General features: G+C 54.3%; 16 protein-coding genes. 10 read left to right on the forward strand and 6 right to left on the reverse strand.

What is annotated here, in order from left to right; all coding sequences use genetic code 11:
• The 10 genes from JCM12296_RS51580 to JCM12296_RS26325 form a co-directional block, all read left to right on the forward strand.
• Positions 1–692, forward strand: a 692-nt coding sequence (locus JCM12296_RS51580) for a cytochrome c3 family protein (RefSeq protein WP_246804906.1), incomplete at its 5' end; no start/stop codon positions are given.
• A gap of 6 nt (positions 693–698) precedes the next feature.
• Positions 699–1,997 (forward strand): tetrathionate reductase family octaheme c-type cytochrome, encoded by a 1,299-nt coding sequence (locus tag JCM12296_RS37050; protein ID WP_246804910.1) that lies wholly within the window; start codon positions 699–701, stop codon positions 1,995–1,997.
• Between the two features lie 575 nt (positions 1,998–2,572).
• Positions 2,573–3,049: a hypothetical protein gene (locus tag JCM12296_RS26290; RefSeq protein ID WP_157067914.1), complete on the forward strand. Its 477-nt coding sequence runs from the start codon at positions 2,573–2,575 to the stop codon at positions 3,047–3,049.
• A gap of 174 nt (positions 3,050–3,223) precedes the next feature.
• Positions 3,224–3,484 (forward strand): hypothetical protein, encoded by a 261-nt coding sequence (locus JCM12296_RS26295; RefSeq protein WP_054699425.1) that lies wholly within the window; start codon positions 3,224–3,226, stop codon positions 3,482–3,484.
• Between the two features lie 143 nt (positions 3,485–3,627).
• Positions 3,628–4,881 (forward strand): metal transporter, encoded by a 1,254-nt coding sequence (locus JCM12296_RS26300; RefSeq protein ID WP_157067915.1) that lies wholly within the window; start codon positions 3,628–3,630, stop codon positions 4,879–4,881.
• Positions 4,875–5,126 (forward strand): hypothetical protein, encoded by a 252-nt coding sequence (locus JCM12296_RS38970; protein ID WP_054699428.1) that lies wholly within the window; start codon positions 4,875–4,877, stop codon positions 5,124–5,126. The genes JCM12296_RS26300 and JCM12296_RS38970 overlap by 7 nt, the downstream gene beginning before the upstream one ends.
• Positions 5,127–5,249: 123 nt before the next feature.
• Complete coding sequence (locus JCM12296_RS26310) at positions 5,250–6,044, forward strand: SDR family NAD(P)-dependent oxidoreductase (RefSeq protein WP_054699430.1); 795 nt, start codon at positions 5,250–5,252, stop codon at positions 6,042–6,044.
• 38 nt (positions 6,045–6,082) lie between these two features.
• The gene (locus JCM12296_RS26315) at positions 6,083–6,979 is read left to right on the forward strand and encodes a poly(R)-hydroxyalkanoic acid synthase subunit PhaE (RefSeq protein ID WP_054699432.1); all 897 of its coding nucleotides are present in this window, start codon (positions 6,083–6,085) and stop codon (positions 6,977–6,979) included.
• A gap of 34 nt (positions 6,980–7,013) precedes the next feature.
• Positions 7,014–8,267: a class III poly(R)-hydroxyalkanoic acid synthase subunit PhaC gene (gene phaC, locus JCM12296_RS26320; RefSeq protein ID WP_083456532.1), complete on the forward strand. Its 1,254-nt coding sequence runs from the start codon at positions 7,014–7,016 to the stop codon at positions 8,265–8,267.
• Positions 8,268–8,299: 32 nt separating this feature from the next.
• Positions 8,300–9,346 carry a GAF domain-containing protein gene (locus tag JCM12296_RS26325; RefSeq protein ID WP_054699434.1) on the forward strand — a complete coding sequence of 349 codons (1,047 nt, stop codon included), beginning with the start codon at positions 8,300–8,302 and terminating at the stop codon, positions 9,344–9,346.
• Positions 9,347–9,440: 94 nt separating this feature from the next.
• Here the strand turns inward: JCM12296_RS26325 and JCM12296_RS45760 are convergent, their stop codons facing one another.
• Genes JCM12296_RS45760 through JCM12296_RS26340 form a run of 6 tightly spaced genes read right to left on the reverse strand, consistent with a single transcriptional unit; the run spans position 9,441 to position 13,472 of the window.
• On the reverse strand, positions 9,441–10,202 hold the full coding sequence (locus JCM12296_RS45760) for an ATP-binding protein (RefSeq protein WP_246804907.1): 762 nt from the start codon (positions 10,200–10,202) through the stop codon (positions 9,441–9,443).
• A complete protein-coding gene (locus JCM12296_RS45765; RefSeq protein ID WP_083456534.1) occupies positions 10,177–10,848 on the reverse strand; it encodes a DUF4445 domain-containing protein in 672 nt (223 codons plus the stop codon). The genes JCM12296_RS45760 and JCM12296_RS45765 overlap by 26 nt, the downstream gene beginning before the upstream one ends.
• Entirely contained in the window at positions 10,755–10,979 is a 225-nt protein-coding gene (locus JCM12296_RS45770) for a hypothetical protein (RefSeq protein WP_246804909.1), read from the reverse strand. Before JCM12296_RS45770 ends, JCM12296_RS45765 begins: the two co-directional genes overlap by 94 nt.
• Positions 10,958–11,530, reverse strand: coding sequence for a 2Fe-2S iron-sulfur cluster-binding protein (locus JCM12296_RS45775; RefSeq protein WP_083456535.1), 573 nt, complete (start codon positions 11,528–11,530; stop codon positions 10,958–10,960). The genes JCM12296_RS45770 and JCM12296_RS45775 overlap by 22 nt, the downstream gene beginning before the upstream one ends.
• A gap of 30 nt (positions 11,531–11,560) precedes the next feature.
• Positions 11,561–11,878 carry a thioredoxin family protein gene (locus JCM12296_RS26335; RefSeq protein ID WP_054699436.1) on the reverse strand — a complete coding sequence of 106 codons (318 nt, stop codon included), beginning with the start codon at positions 11,876–11,878 and terminating at the stop codon, positions 11,561–11,563.
• A 43-nt stretch (positions 11,879–11,921) separates the two neighbouring features.
• Positions 11,922–13,472, reverse strand: coding sequence for a universal stress protein (locus JCM12296_RS26340; protein WP_054699447.1), 1,551 nt, complete (start codon positions 13,470–13,472; stop codon positions 11,922–11,924).
• Between the last annotated feature and the right edge of the window lie 461 nt (positions 13,473–13,933).

Here is a 13,933-nt window from a genome sequence, read left to right on the forward strand (position 1 = left end):
GCCGGTCCGGCAACGGATCCGACACCGGCGCCACGCGGTCGGCCTGGATCGCCCCGGATCAGGCTGCCGCCAAAGAGCGCGCCCAAAAGGTTGTACCCTTTGTCGAGGCCGTGCGGGACGAGTGCCGGCTGTGCCGTCAGCAACGGCTGCGCGACCAGGGCCTTGGCGTCAAGGATCAATCCCAAAGCTATTTTCTGCTGGACAGTCCGATCCTCCGCCGAACCGAGGATCATTACGGGCCGGTGCGTTTCATGCACGCCAAGCATGCCGTGGTGGTCAAGGACTGCGCCTTGTGCCATCACTATCGGCCGCTGGATGAGGCCGCATCGGAAACGGTGCGTTGTTCGGCCTGCCACCAGGAACCCTTTAAAAAGGACCATCCCGAACGGATCGGTCTGAAGGCCGCCTACCATCAGCAGTGCATGGGCTGCCATCAAAAGATGGATCAGGGGCCCATCGACTGTGCCGGTTGCCACGCCAAAAACGTTCCCGACCACAAGGAGAAGATCCAGCTGGCGGCCAACCCGCAGCCGTGGCAGGTGACCGCCGAGTGCTTGCGCTGCCACCCATCCGCCGGCGAGGACATGTTGAAATCGGCCCATTGGCTCTGGAAAGGACCGTCTCCCTATACCCTGGATCATCGAAAGGAGGTCCAGCTCGGCAAAGCCACCCTTGCCACCAACAACTTCTGAATCAGCATCAGAAGCAACGAGGCTCGTTGCACCAGTTGTCACGCCGGCTATGGATGGAAAGACGATTCTTTTGATTTTTCCGATATGACCAAAATCGACTGTCTGGTCTGTCATGATACGACCGGAACCTACAAGAAGACCCCCACGGCGGCGGGCATGCCCGATCCCAGCGTGGATCTGGTGGCCGTGGCCCAAAGCGTTGGCCTGACATCGCGCAAGACCTGTGGCGACTGCCACTTCAATGGCGGTGGCGGAGAGGCGGTCAAGCACGCCGACCTCTCCCGCCAGCTGCTGGAACCCGAACGCAACTGCGATGTCCACATGGGGGGCTATGATTTCCAATGCAGTGAATGCCACCGTACCCGCAACCACCGGATTGCCGGCCGCAGTTCGTCGGTTCCCGTGGTCGAGGGGCGCATGGCGTGCACCGGCTGTCATTCGAAGACACCCCACTACGGGGATGACCTGTTGGATCATCATCTGAACAAGCACTGCGAAAACATCGCCTGCACCACCTGTCATGCACCCCTTTACGCCAAATGCAAACCGACCAAGGTGTTCTGGGACTGGTCGACGGCGGGCGACACGTCGCGCAAGCCCAAGCCGGATAAATATGGCATGCCCGACTACGACTGGAAGAAGGGCGATTTCATCTGGAAGGAGTCGGCCAAACCGGTCTACGCCTGGTACGGCGGGTTCATGGAACGGGTGCTGCTCGGCGACCGGATCGACCGCAGCCTGGCGGAAATCAACATCACAGCGCCGGTGGGGTCGATCAATGATCCCAATTCCAAGATCTCGCCCTTCAAGATCATGAAAGGCGTGCAGGCCGTGGATGCCGAGTATGACTACCTGCTCGTTCCGCATCTGTTTCCCCGGGACAAGACGGACAAGACCGCCTACTGGAAGCATCGCGATTGGCAAAAGGCCTTTGCGGACGGCATGAAGGCCATGGGGATGAAGTACTCCGGCAAGTTTGATTGGGTTACCACCAACATGTACTGGGGGGTCGAGCACGAGGTGATGCCGGCCGACATGGCGCTCTCCTGTGTGCAGTGCCATGCGAGCCTCAAGGGAGAACGCACCTGCGATCGCTGCCACCAGGACAGCCGCAAGGTAAATTTTGCGGCCATTGCTCACAAAGGGACCGACTTCTCCTATATGGCCGGCAAGGGACGTGACGTGCGCCATTTGGTGGGCGCCACGGATTACATCGATTTCAAGGCGCTTGGCTATAAGGGCGACCCGATTCTTTTCGGCGGGCGGTTCAAGAAGCTGCCCATGGGATATAAGGCAAAACCATGAGTGGGGTTTCAGCCTAAAATTGACGAATAGCCCGGCCGATAAACGGCCGGGCTATTTTACATTCTGGGTCTGCGTTTACAGTTCGCCTTGGTTGCTTCCTTCCGTCTTCTCACCTGAGAAACAGATGCTTTTTCTCCCCATGCGTTTTCCCGCAAAGTGAATTGTTATTTTTATAAAAAATGAACGTCATTTATATTTGCTTGATCAACAAAAGCGACCTCCGCTTCAACAAAAAGAATATGCAAAAAGCAGCTACCGCCAATACGTTTTGTCGTCAATTAAAAAAGCTTTTTCTGCAGTGCACATGTGTATTCGTCGGTCTTTGACAAGGGCGAATGGCAATAAATTATCATTTAATAACAAGATGTTGTGCTGTATCCTGTAAAGATTTGGTAATATAAATTTGTGCGCTGCAATATTTTTTTATTGACAAGTTTATCCTTTAAGCAGTAACCGAATAAAGTAGTCGTGGTGAAGAACATGATCCAATATGGTTTTGGTACTGAAAGAATACGTTGATGTATTGAACTTGCCTGATCCGATGGGCATGGTGGCGGCATTGCGCTGCTAACATATTGAAAGTTGACAATAACAATATGTTATCATCATTGCAGGCGGATAAATCCGTTTCTCGACAAATCGAATCTCCCATGAATGCTTGCAGATTGAGGATCAGAGCCGTTTCAGAAACAGATATTGAGCGGATATCGGATTATTTCTTAAAATCGGATCCTGATTTTTTAATTCATATCGGTATCGATCCAAAGAAAGTGCCATTCAAGATAGAGTTTGTATCTGCATTGATGAATGAAATCAAAAGCAGGCCTGAAGAAAAAACCAGTTGCCATCTCATATGGGAGCTGAACGATATCTCCATCGGACATTCAAACATAAACAAGATCATGTTTAGTAGCAACGCTTGCTTACATTTACACATATGGGAACCGGAACAAAGAAACATCGGAAACGGGACCCTGTTGGTTAAAGATTCGATCTCCTATTTTTTAAGGTTTTTAATCTCAGAAGTTTATATTGCGAACCGTATGCGCTGAATCCCGCACCAAATAAAATCTTAAAAAAATAGGCTTTGAATTCATGAATTTTCTTGAAAAAACGCCTGACTTCATGAACTACAACCAACCGGTAAACCAATGGATGATAACACAAGAAAAGTGGCAATATATTTTTCATAACCCCCTCAACCCAGATAAAATGGAGGCCTGAAAATGGAATACAGCCAAATTGCAAAACAAATTATCAACTTTAACAAGATGGCCTTTGACAACAGTTTTAGTGCCATGTCCCTGGTTTACGAGCAAAATCAAAAACTACTGGAATCCTTCCTCGGCCAAGCCGCATGGATGCCGGAGGAAGGTAAAAAAGCCCTCAAAGACTGGATGGCTTCGTATCAAAAAGGGTGTGAGGAGTTTAAACAAATGGTCGACAACAACTATGCCCAAGTCGAAGCCTATTTTAATAAAGCCTGAAAGCAGCGGAAAAGGATTGGCGGATAACGGCACACCCTTTTTCAAGATTTGGACGGGAAAGCGATAGCACTATGGCAGATAAAAAACCGATATGCGAAGAAGCCCTTAAAATAACCAATGGTTTTGCGGATGGCGTCGCCACGATGGGGAACCTGTTTACGGCAGGTCAAACCCAGCTGGCCGGCATGGCAAAATACACCACCGATTTTTTTATCCCTTACCTGCTGGCGGTGAATTATTTTCAACGCGTCGAACAGGAACGCCTTTTTAGCGCCGATCCACAGGACAGTGCGGATGCCTATCTGGGACTGTTGGAAAACAATATCGAGCTGATGACGCGCAGCATGGATGGCAGTGTCCGGATGATGCTGATGTATCTGAAGAATGAGGCCAACGGATTCACCGAGGCCCTCAAGCAGTGCCTGTTCGAATTCAATTCCAGCAAAATGAAGGCATTTTCCGCCCGCCAGGCCGACCTCATGAACCTTGTGGTGAATGAATATCCTGCAGCCATCGCCGCCATCGAACCGGAGTACGGGTTTCATTTCGAGCAAGGTCACCATCCCAAGGTCGATGAAACAGACCGCTTTATCCTGTACCGGGTGACACCGTCCCTGCCACAGGTAAAGACGCGACAGGACGCCAAGCCGGTTTTGATCATTCCGCCGTATGTGCTTGGCGCCAACATTCTGGGCTTCCTGCCCGGCGAACAACGCAGCTACGCGCATTGTTTCGCGGACCAGGGATACCCGACCTATATTCGTATCCTGAAGCCCATCGACACCACACCGGCCATGCAGGTCATGAGCGGCGAGGACGATGCCAGGGACACCCGCCAGTTTTGTGAAACCATTTTCAAAAACCACGGGAAACAGGTCACCCTCAACGGATATTGCCAGGGTGGCTACAATGCCTTGTGCAGCTTGCTAAGTGGTATTTTGGATGGCCTGGTGGATGCTTTCATCACCTGTGTCTCGCCCATGGATGGCACGCGAAGCCAGGGACTGGCGCGATTCTTGGCGCGTCTGCCCAAGCGGTTCAATGACCTGGAATATGGGACCAAGGTGCTGCCCAATAACAACCTGGTGGCCGACGGTCAGCTCATGGGGTGGGTTTATAAACTCAAGAGCATCGAGCAGGAGATCCCCGCCGCCGTATTCTACCGCGATTTGATGATGTTTGCGCGTTCACGCGCAGGCGCGCAACCGGTTAATAAAACCGCCGCCGCGCTAAACTACTGGCTGCAAAATGACCGAACCGATTTACCCCTTGGGATCACCGAGATCAGTTTCAGCGCTTACAATAGGCCGATTACTTCGGACGGGCGCCTGCCTGTCGATCTCTTTGGCGGCAAGCTTGAGCTGAAGCGCATCCAAGAGAAAAAGGTACCGTGCTGATCTGTTATGGTACCAACGACGACCTGGTGGAAAAGGAAACGGCTCTGGCGCCGCTGGACTTTATCGAGGCCGAAGTGACACCGTTTCCCAAGGGACACGTGGCCATCGCCACGTCCTGGTCGTCACCGGACTCCGCCTATGCCCTGCACGCGCGCTATGAAGACGGCAAATACCGAGGGCCGGTCCGTTTTCACATGGACATGGACGATGCTTTTGGGAAAAAAGGTACCCCTAAAACCAAATGATAGCATTCAAGATAATGTTTTTGGGCTGCGTTATCGGTCGTCGCGGTATGGTTTATACAGCTTCCTCCCTCTGGCCTTGCCAAAAACATTATCTTAAATACTAGAGGAAGAATAGGTGGCGATATGTTGCAGATTAAAGATTCGGTAGCGGTAATCACCGGCAGTGGTGGCGGCATCGGATTGGCGCTGGCTAAGCATTGGGTAGAAAATGGCGGCAAAGTCGTTGTTGCCGACGTGGCTGAAAAGCTGTTGCAGGAGGCGGAAGCGGAACTCAAGGGGATGGGCGGTGATGTCGTTACGGTCGCCTGCAATGTCACCAAAGAGGAAGATTGTGCCCGCCTGGCTGATACCGCCATTGAGACGTTCGGGCAAATCAATCTTGTTGCACCTTTTGCCGGTATTATAAAAGATGGGATGATGGTGGCCCCGGACAGGGAAAGCGGTAAGGTTACCAAAAAAATGGCATTGGATGCTTTCAAGGCCGTTGTCGACATCAATTTGACGGGCGTCTTTCTGACGATTCGTGAATGCGCCGAGCGCATGATCAACCATAATTGCAAGGGGTTGCTCTGTTTGATTTCATCTACCGGATCCTTGGGCACGGCCGGTCAGATCAACTATTCTTCCACCAAGGCCGCCATGTCCGTGATCCCCAAAGTCATTACCGCCGAGTTTTTCAGGAAGGGATTGGCGGACAGGATCCGCTGCGTGGCCGTGGCACCGGGATATGTGGGTACACCGATGGTCAAGGGCATGAACCAAAAAGCCCTGGATTATATCATTGGGCAAGTGCCCATCGGCCGGCTCATCGAGCCCCAAGAAGTTGCCACGCTGGTGGGCGATATCTATCGCAACGAAGCGATGGCCGGCGAAGTCTTTTTTATTCACGGGGGATTGCGTCTCGGCTCTAAGGGCTAATGAAATGAACGGACTTTTACCAACAGGAAAGATCATTCATGATGGATAAAACGGAAGAAACGGTTGACATCAACGCGATGCTGAACATGGGGTTGAAATTTTACGGCGATTTATGGGGTCGCATGACGGATCAGTGGGCCACATTCCTGGGGCAGGGACAAACCGAGAAAAAGACAGCCAATGGTACCTTTCCCAAAGCACAAGGTGCCATGAATGCGGCGCTTAAGAACTGGCAGACCCTGGCGACGGCCATGGCCGCGCCTGAATCCGTGAGTTCCTTGCTCAAAGGCAGCGGCGCGATGCCGGACGTGCTGATCAAGATGGCGCAGACATCCGTTGGCAGTTTCCTTGAGCTGCAACAGAGTTTGTTTCAGCGTCTCGGTCGGGTCGGCGAATCGGTTAAGGCCTATGAATTTCAGGACATGGAGGAGAACATCTTCCGCCTGTGGACCGACATTTACGAAAAAGAGTTTCGTCAGTTTTTTAATGTCCCGCAACTGGGTTTGCTGCGCGAGTACCAGGAAAAAACGTATCAGACGATGGACAAATTCAACCTGTTTCAGGCAAACCTTGCAGAATTTGTGCGGATGTTGGGACTTCCCTTTAATCACTCCTCACAAGTGATGCAGGACAAACTGACTAGATTGGCGGAAAATGGAGAACTTTCCGAAGACGTTCAGGCGTACTACCGGATGTGGATCAAGGTCCTGGAAGGTCATTATATGACCCTTTTCCAGACGCCTGAATATGTTGAAGTCTTGGCACGCACGGTAAACTCGTTGTCCGACTTTCATGCCGCCAGGGATGCGGTGTTCGAAGACATGCTTTACTTGTTGCCCGTGGCCAGAAAAACCGACATGGATGACATCTCTCGAGATCTGTACGAACTTAAAAAGCGTCTTCGCAAACTTGAGAAGGAATCGCGTCATTCATAAATCGATATTGCCGTCTTTCTATAAAGGGTAGGATATGTCGCAAGTAAAAATTCCTGTGGATCTGATTCTCTCGAAGGTGGTGGAAGAATCGGAAAAAGTGCAATCGCGTGCTAAAAAAGCATCTGAAGTACTTTTAGGTGAGCTTGATACCGAATTGGCCAAGACCGAATATGATGTCGTCTACCAGGAGGATCGGGTCAAGCTGAAGCACTATCGCCCCAAAACCAAGATTCGTTATAAAACCCCCCTGATCGTGGTTTATGCCTTGATCAACCGTGAAACCATGCTTGACCTGCAGCCGGGGCGCAGTGTCGTGGAGCGGTTTTTGGATGCGGGAATTGACCTGTATATGATCGATTGGGGATATCCGACACACAAAGACCGTTTCCTGGGATTTGACGACCACATCAACGGGTATATGGACAACGCCATCGATTTTATTCGTGATCAGAACAAAGTCGATAAAGTCAACCTGATGGGCATCTGTATGGGCGGGACCTTCAGCGTCATCTACTCGGCCCTCCATCCGGAAAAAATCAAAAACCTGGTCACCACGGTCACGCCCACGAATTTCGATACGAAGAAAGGGCTCCTGCATGTATGGATGAAACATGTTGACGTGGACCGTGTCGTCGACACGTTCGGAAACCTGCCCGCCGATGTCATGAATTTCGGGTTTTTACTGCTCAACCCGGCTCGCCTGATGATTGATAAGTATGTCGGGTTCATGGAAAATGTCGACGACAAGCAATTTGTCGAAAATTTCGTTCGAATGGACAAATGGATCTTTGACAGCCCCGATCTTCCGGGAGAAGTCTTTCGCGAGTTCGTGAAGAATTGCTACCAGGGAAACCTGCTGTTGAAGAATAAGCTGGAAGTGGGGGGGCGGCGCGTCGACCTTAAGCAGCTGACCATGCCCCTGCTTAACATTTACGGAAAGTACGATCATCTTGTCCCGCCGGAAGCTTGCGAAAAGTTGATCGATCACGTGGGCAGTACGGACAAGAAAAATATATGCCTGGATACGGGACATATCGGCATTTACGTCAGCTCTAAGTACCAGAAGGCGTTTGCTCCCGAGATCGCCGACTGGCTCAAGGAGAGAGACGCCCTGGAGAAGAACGAATCACCGCCCAAAAAGGCGGCGCCGGCCCGAAAAGCCGTTGCGGCAAAGGCCGCCTCGCCCAAGAAAAAGGTCGTCGCCAAAAGCGCAAAAACAGCGGCAACGTCGAAACCCAAGCCCAAACCTTCGCCGGCACAAGACCCATCTGAAACCACGCCATCATAAGGCACGCCGGTTTTATCCAGAGGAGATTCGCAATGACGCGAGAAATGGACTATTTCAAAACATTTTGCAAGGTTAGTAAGGCATTTGGCACGGCTGTAAAGAAAAATGACCTGCTCAACCTGATTGTCGATAGTGCCATTGAATCCATGCAAGGCAAGGCCGCTTGTTTGTTTCTGGCCGATGAGGAGGAGGACTGCTTTATCCCAACGGCCCAGGCCGGTCTTTCTGACAACTACTTGCATGCCAACCCCTTGAAAGCCCGCAAGATTGTATCCGCATTGGAAAAGGAAGGCTATCTCTACTTTGCGGATGCCACCGCCGACCCCCGGCTTGAAAATCACGCCGCCAAGAAAGCGGAAGGAATCGCCACCATATTGACCGTTCCGGTAAGGGTCAAGGACCGGATTATCGGCGTGCTAAGCCTGTACAGCGCATCTCGGCGCGAGTTTGTGTCCGATGAAATCGAATTTTTACAGGCCTTGGCGGAGCAGGGCGGCATTGCCATCGAAAACAATCGCCTGCGTCGACGGATGCAAAAAAATGCCATGTTGTTTTTGGATTTGGCCTCCAGCATTAACTCGTCGCTGGACATCAAGCAAGTCCTCAGCAACCTGACCACGAACATTTGCGAAACCCTGGGCATGAAGGCTGCGCTTATCCGGCTGTTGGACGAAGACAGCGGTTCGTTGAAAGTGGTTGCCAACCATGGCCTCAGCGAAGCATTTCTCAAAATAGGCGCCAGCACCACAACGGAAACGGCCAACCGGGCGCTGAAGGGTGAAACCATGGTGATCAGCGATGCCACCACCGACGAGCGAATCCAGTTCAAGGCGGAGATGAAAAAAGAGGGCATCGTTTCCATGGTCGTCACCCCCATCCTGGCCCGTGACAAGGTCATCGGCGTGATGCGCCTTTATAGCGGCATTCAGCGGGAATTCCCTTCAGACCTCATGGTCATGGTGGAGGCACTCGCCCATCAAGGCGGACTCGCCATCCAAAACGCCTCCATGTTCCTGCAGCTTCAGGAAGAGAAGAAAAATCTGGAGGAAGACATCTGGAGCCATCGCGCATGGTTTTGATGATCTCCGTTTGGTTGCTGCATCCAACTCGCCCCCGACACGCTGTGAGACGCGTGTCGGGGGTGGTTGCATGATTCAGCGTGATTTGTTGTTCTCAGCTGGCCTTCTTTGCTTCCGTCACGCTTGGAAAGGCGTTCAGGTTGGTGTGGGGCAAAAAGCACGCCGAGGTGAATTCCTCCATGTAGTGCGGGTTGCTGGAAAAATCCACATAGGTCATGCGGTTGCAGATGTCCCGGGCTTCCTGGCGATAGTCGTTGGACAACAGGGCCATGTAGGCGCCCTTGATGGAACTGTTGCCCATGTAGGCGAATTTCCCGCGTTCGATGTCGGGAAGTAGCCCGATGGCCACGGCCTTGTCGATATTGAGGTATTGGCCGAACCCACCGGTAATGATGACACGCTCGACCAAGCTGAAATCCATGCCCGCCTCGCCCAGCAGGGTGGTGAATCCCGCGTAGACGGCGCCCTTGCTGTAGATCAGGTTTTTCAGGTCCGAAGCGGTGAAGACGATGTCTTCCCCCATGGGCGTCTGATCGGCAAAAACCAGCACGTAGGCCGCTTCATCGCCCGTGCGGACGATGCGGGGATGCTCGCGGTCGCCGGCAAAGCTTCCGCTGCGGTCGACGATGCCGGCGTTTAGCAGCTCGGCGATAAGGTCGATCATGCCCGATCCGCAGATGCCCCGTGGCGGGGCGTCGTCCACCGTTGACAATGTCGGCGCGAAGGTTTGCGGGTCGATGCTCACCTTTTCGATCGCCCCGGCCTCGGCGCGCATGCCCCAGCGGATCCCCCGCCCTCGAAGGCCGGACCGGCGCTGCAGGCGGCGGTCATCAGCACTCCTGGTTGCCCAGGACAATTTCGCCGTTGGTACCGATGTCGATGAACAGGGTCACCGGATCCTCGCGGTGGAAACCGGTATAAAGAATGCCCGAGACGATATCGCCCCCCACGTAGCTGGCCGGACCGGGCATGATGAAAACCGCGGCGATGGGGTTGGCCTTGATGCCGATTTCACCCGCCTTGAGGATGGGAAACTCGGACGCCGTGGGGATGTAGGGATCGCGGCGGATGTAGCGCGGTTCGATTTGCAGCAGCAAATGCGCCATGGTGGTGTTTCCGGAGATGACCACGTTGCGGATCGTGTCGGCCTTTGCCGCGGCGCTGTCCAGGGCCTCTCCGATCAGGCTGTTGATGGTGGCAAGGGCCATGCGACTGAGCTTTTTAACCCCGTTTTTCTCGGCACAAACGATGCGGTTGATCACATCGTCACCGCAATCGGCCTGACGGTTGTGACCCGCCGTGGCCGCCAGAACCGATCCATCGGCCATGTCCACCAGGTAGACGACAATGGTCGTGGTACCCACATCGATGGCCAGACCGAGGTTGGGCGTCGACCCGTTGCCCGGCTTCACTTCGAGAATTTCGTTGGCGCATTTCCGGCGGATGACCGAGGTGGTGATATTCCAATTGTCCTGCCGTACGATATCGGCCAACTGGCGCATGACGCAAGGCCCACGTTGAGTCGGCTGAGATCCCAGCCCGCTTTTTTCAACCCGCGCTGCAACCGGTCCAGGTCGCTTACCGAGTCGGTCAGACTGGGTGGCGACAGGCTCAGGGGAACGGTTTCAAGCATGGGTTGGACCTCTTCCACCAACCCTTAAGCCTAGCCGTAACGGTTTTTCCCATGCCGGCGATCTTGAGTTTGCGCTGAATGGTTTCTTCGGGAATGGTTACGGTCACATCGCCGGTGACGCGACTCTGGCAAGCCAGGACGTAGCCTTTGTCTTGTTCGGCCTCGGTCAACAGCGGCGTTTGTGTCGCGACCACCTTTCCCTGGGTGACGATCAGCTTGCACTTGCCGCATGATCCCTTGCCATTGCAGGAGGCGTTGAGATGAACGTCCGCCGCCTGGGCCGCTTCCAGCAGCGTGGTGCCGTCGGCAATGTCAACGGTGCGGCCCTGGGGCTGAAAGGTGACCGTGTGCGTCGCGGTGGCCGCGGCCTGTCGGTCTTCGTCCGCCCAAGTTTCCTGGCGTTTGTCCATGAACCAGATGGGACAGCTGGGGCGATGTTTACAGTAGACGTTGGGATCCCTGCATTTCAGACATTCCTCACACAGGTAGATCTGGTGTTTCATGCAGATATAAGGTGTTTCACGGTCAGGGTGATTGATACATTTTCCCATGTTTTCTCCAGGACGGATGCGGTTGAAGGTCTATTCCATTAGCAGGCGGAGTGCCCGGCCAAGGGTATCTCGGGTCTGCAGGCCGATGAAGCGACGCATTTCACGGCCGTTCTTGTAGAGAATGATCGTCGGGATGCTTTGGATGCCCAGTTGAAGGGCGATGTCCCGATACTTTTCGATATCCATGATTTTGAAGCGTGCCGCAGGGCTGAAGCGTCTTTCAAGTTCACGGATGATGGATGTCTGCGCCCGGCAGGGATCGCACCAGGAGGCGCCCAGATCCACCAGGGTCACCCCCCGGGCGACGGATTGTTTGAATCTTCGTTCCAAACTGTGGTCTGTTGCCATGCTTCTTCTCCATCAAGAAGGATGCTGCCGGCGAATCTGTGGCTCATGCGGGCAGCCTGACGGTCAGCACCGGCACCGGACTGGCGTGGACCACATCCCGGGCCACGCTGCCGAGCACCAGGTCGTCGAATTTGGTATGGCCATGGGTTCCCATGATGACCAGGTCGTAGTCGCCGCTTTGTGCGGTGTCGATAATTTGCTTCGCCGGATCGCCGACCTTGACAATGATTTCCTCGGCCGCCAGGGGGCATTTGGGGATTTCCTGGACCACGTTGCTGGCGGTTTCGCGGATGCGCTGGTGGACTTTTTCAATGGCCGCTTCAACGGCCGGACGATTCAAATCGTTGGCATCCGCGTTTCCGTTGCCGCCCTTGACGGGGATGCCGGTTTCCGAGGCGTACAGGTCGGTCTGGTCCGGCACCACATGCAGCACCTTCACCGCGGCACCGAACTGGTTGCCAATGCTGCAGGCGTAGCGCACGGCATGGCGGGCCGTTTCGGAAAGATCGGTGGCGTAAAGGATGTTGCGGAACGTGGGAACCATGGCCAGGGCACCCGCTCCGGACGTCGCCATTTGGGGCGCGGCCGTTGCCACGGCCGGTTCTTGCGGCCGGGCCGCCGGGGCAGCTTGACCGGGCTTGCCGAAGATACCGTCGGCGTATTTCACATACCAGGCCGCCGATTGAACCTGGATGATATAGGCCATGGCCACCACCAGGGCCGCGCTGGATCCCTGGGGGCCGAAGGCGTTGATGGCGATGGCCAGGGCGATGGAGAGGTTGCGCATGACCGAACCGTAGACCAGGGCGATGGCGTCGTCCCGTGGCAGCAGCAGCTTGCCGATCACCGTGCTGATGGTGAAGTTGAGGGCATAGATAATGGCCAGCGGCGTCAGCAGGTAAAGCAGCAACTGGGGTGCGCCGGCGATGGCCTTGGCCTTGAGGGCCATGGCGATGAAGACAATGCCCAGCACGCCCACCGTGGACAAGGCTGGAAAACGGGGTGCCAAGCGGGTCTGAAAGGCTTTCTGGCCATACTTCTTCACCAGTACCTGCTGGGTGGCGTAGCCGGCGAGCATGGGGATAAAAACGATCATCACGATCTGTTTCATCACCGCGGCGATGTCAACCTCCAGCGTGGCGCCCATCAGGGCGCGCACATAAAAGGGGGTTGCCAGGCTGCCGAGGGTCAGGCCGATCACGGTCATCTTTACGGCGGCTTCGACGTTGCCTTTGGCGAATCCGGTCCAGGAGATCGTCATGCCGCTGGTGGGGACCAGCCCGGCCATCAGAAGCCCCAGGGCCATGTAAGGCTGATCCTTGAAAAAGATCGTGCCCAGGCCAAAGGCGATGAAGGGAATCAAGCCGAAATTGATCAGCTGGGTCAGGATCTGGGCCTTGGTGTCACCCCCCTCGATTACCTTCTTGATCTTCAGGGTGACCATCATGGGGTAGACCATGAGAAAGGTAAAGGGAACGATCAGCTGTTTCAGGGGCGCGGCATTCATCAACATGCCGGCGACGAAGCCGGAGAGCATCATCACCGGGATGGCCATGATGAGGTTCTTGTTGATCTTCTGCAGGTATTTCCACATGGGCTTGCCTCCTTGACATGACGGGTGTTGTTTTGATGATCAAGCAATGCTTCTATCAAAGGGCGTGCCAATGTTTGTTTTGGTCGAAATGATATGATTTTTCAGCGACTTGTCTGTTGGTCGGCCAGGTTTCGAACAACTTTTCAGGGGGAGGGAACGGATAAATAACGTTACCGTCGTGTTACCAATGGCAGATGGGTAACGGGTAACATAGCGGTTGCATAATATTCAACAGGGGAGGGGGCCGTAGGGGCGAAAAATTTTCGCCCCTACTTTGCGGCCTGGGACCGGAGGCTACATTTTTTTCAAGAGCTGGTTGGCGGCGGTGAGCAGGGGATCCCAGACCGGTCCGAAAGGCGGCGCATAGGCCAGATCGGTCTGGGCAAAGGTGGCGACGGTCATTTTCGCATGCAGGGCCACGGCGACGGCGTTGATGCGATGGGCCACGCCTTCGGGTCCGA

It is taken from the genome of Desulfosarcina cetonica JCM 12296 (assembly GCF_001311845.1).
Taxonomy (GTDB): Bacteria; Desulfobacterota; Desulfobacteria; order Desulfobacterales; family Desulfosarcinaceae; genus Desulfosarcina; species Desulfosarcina cetonica.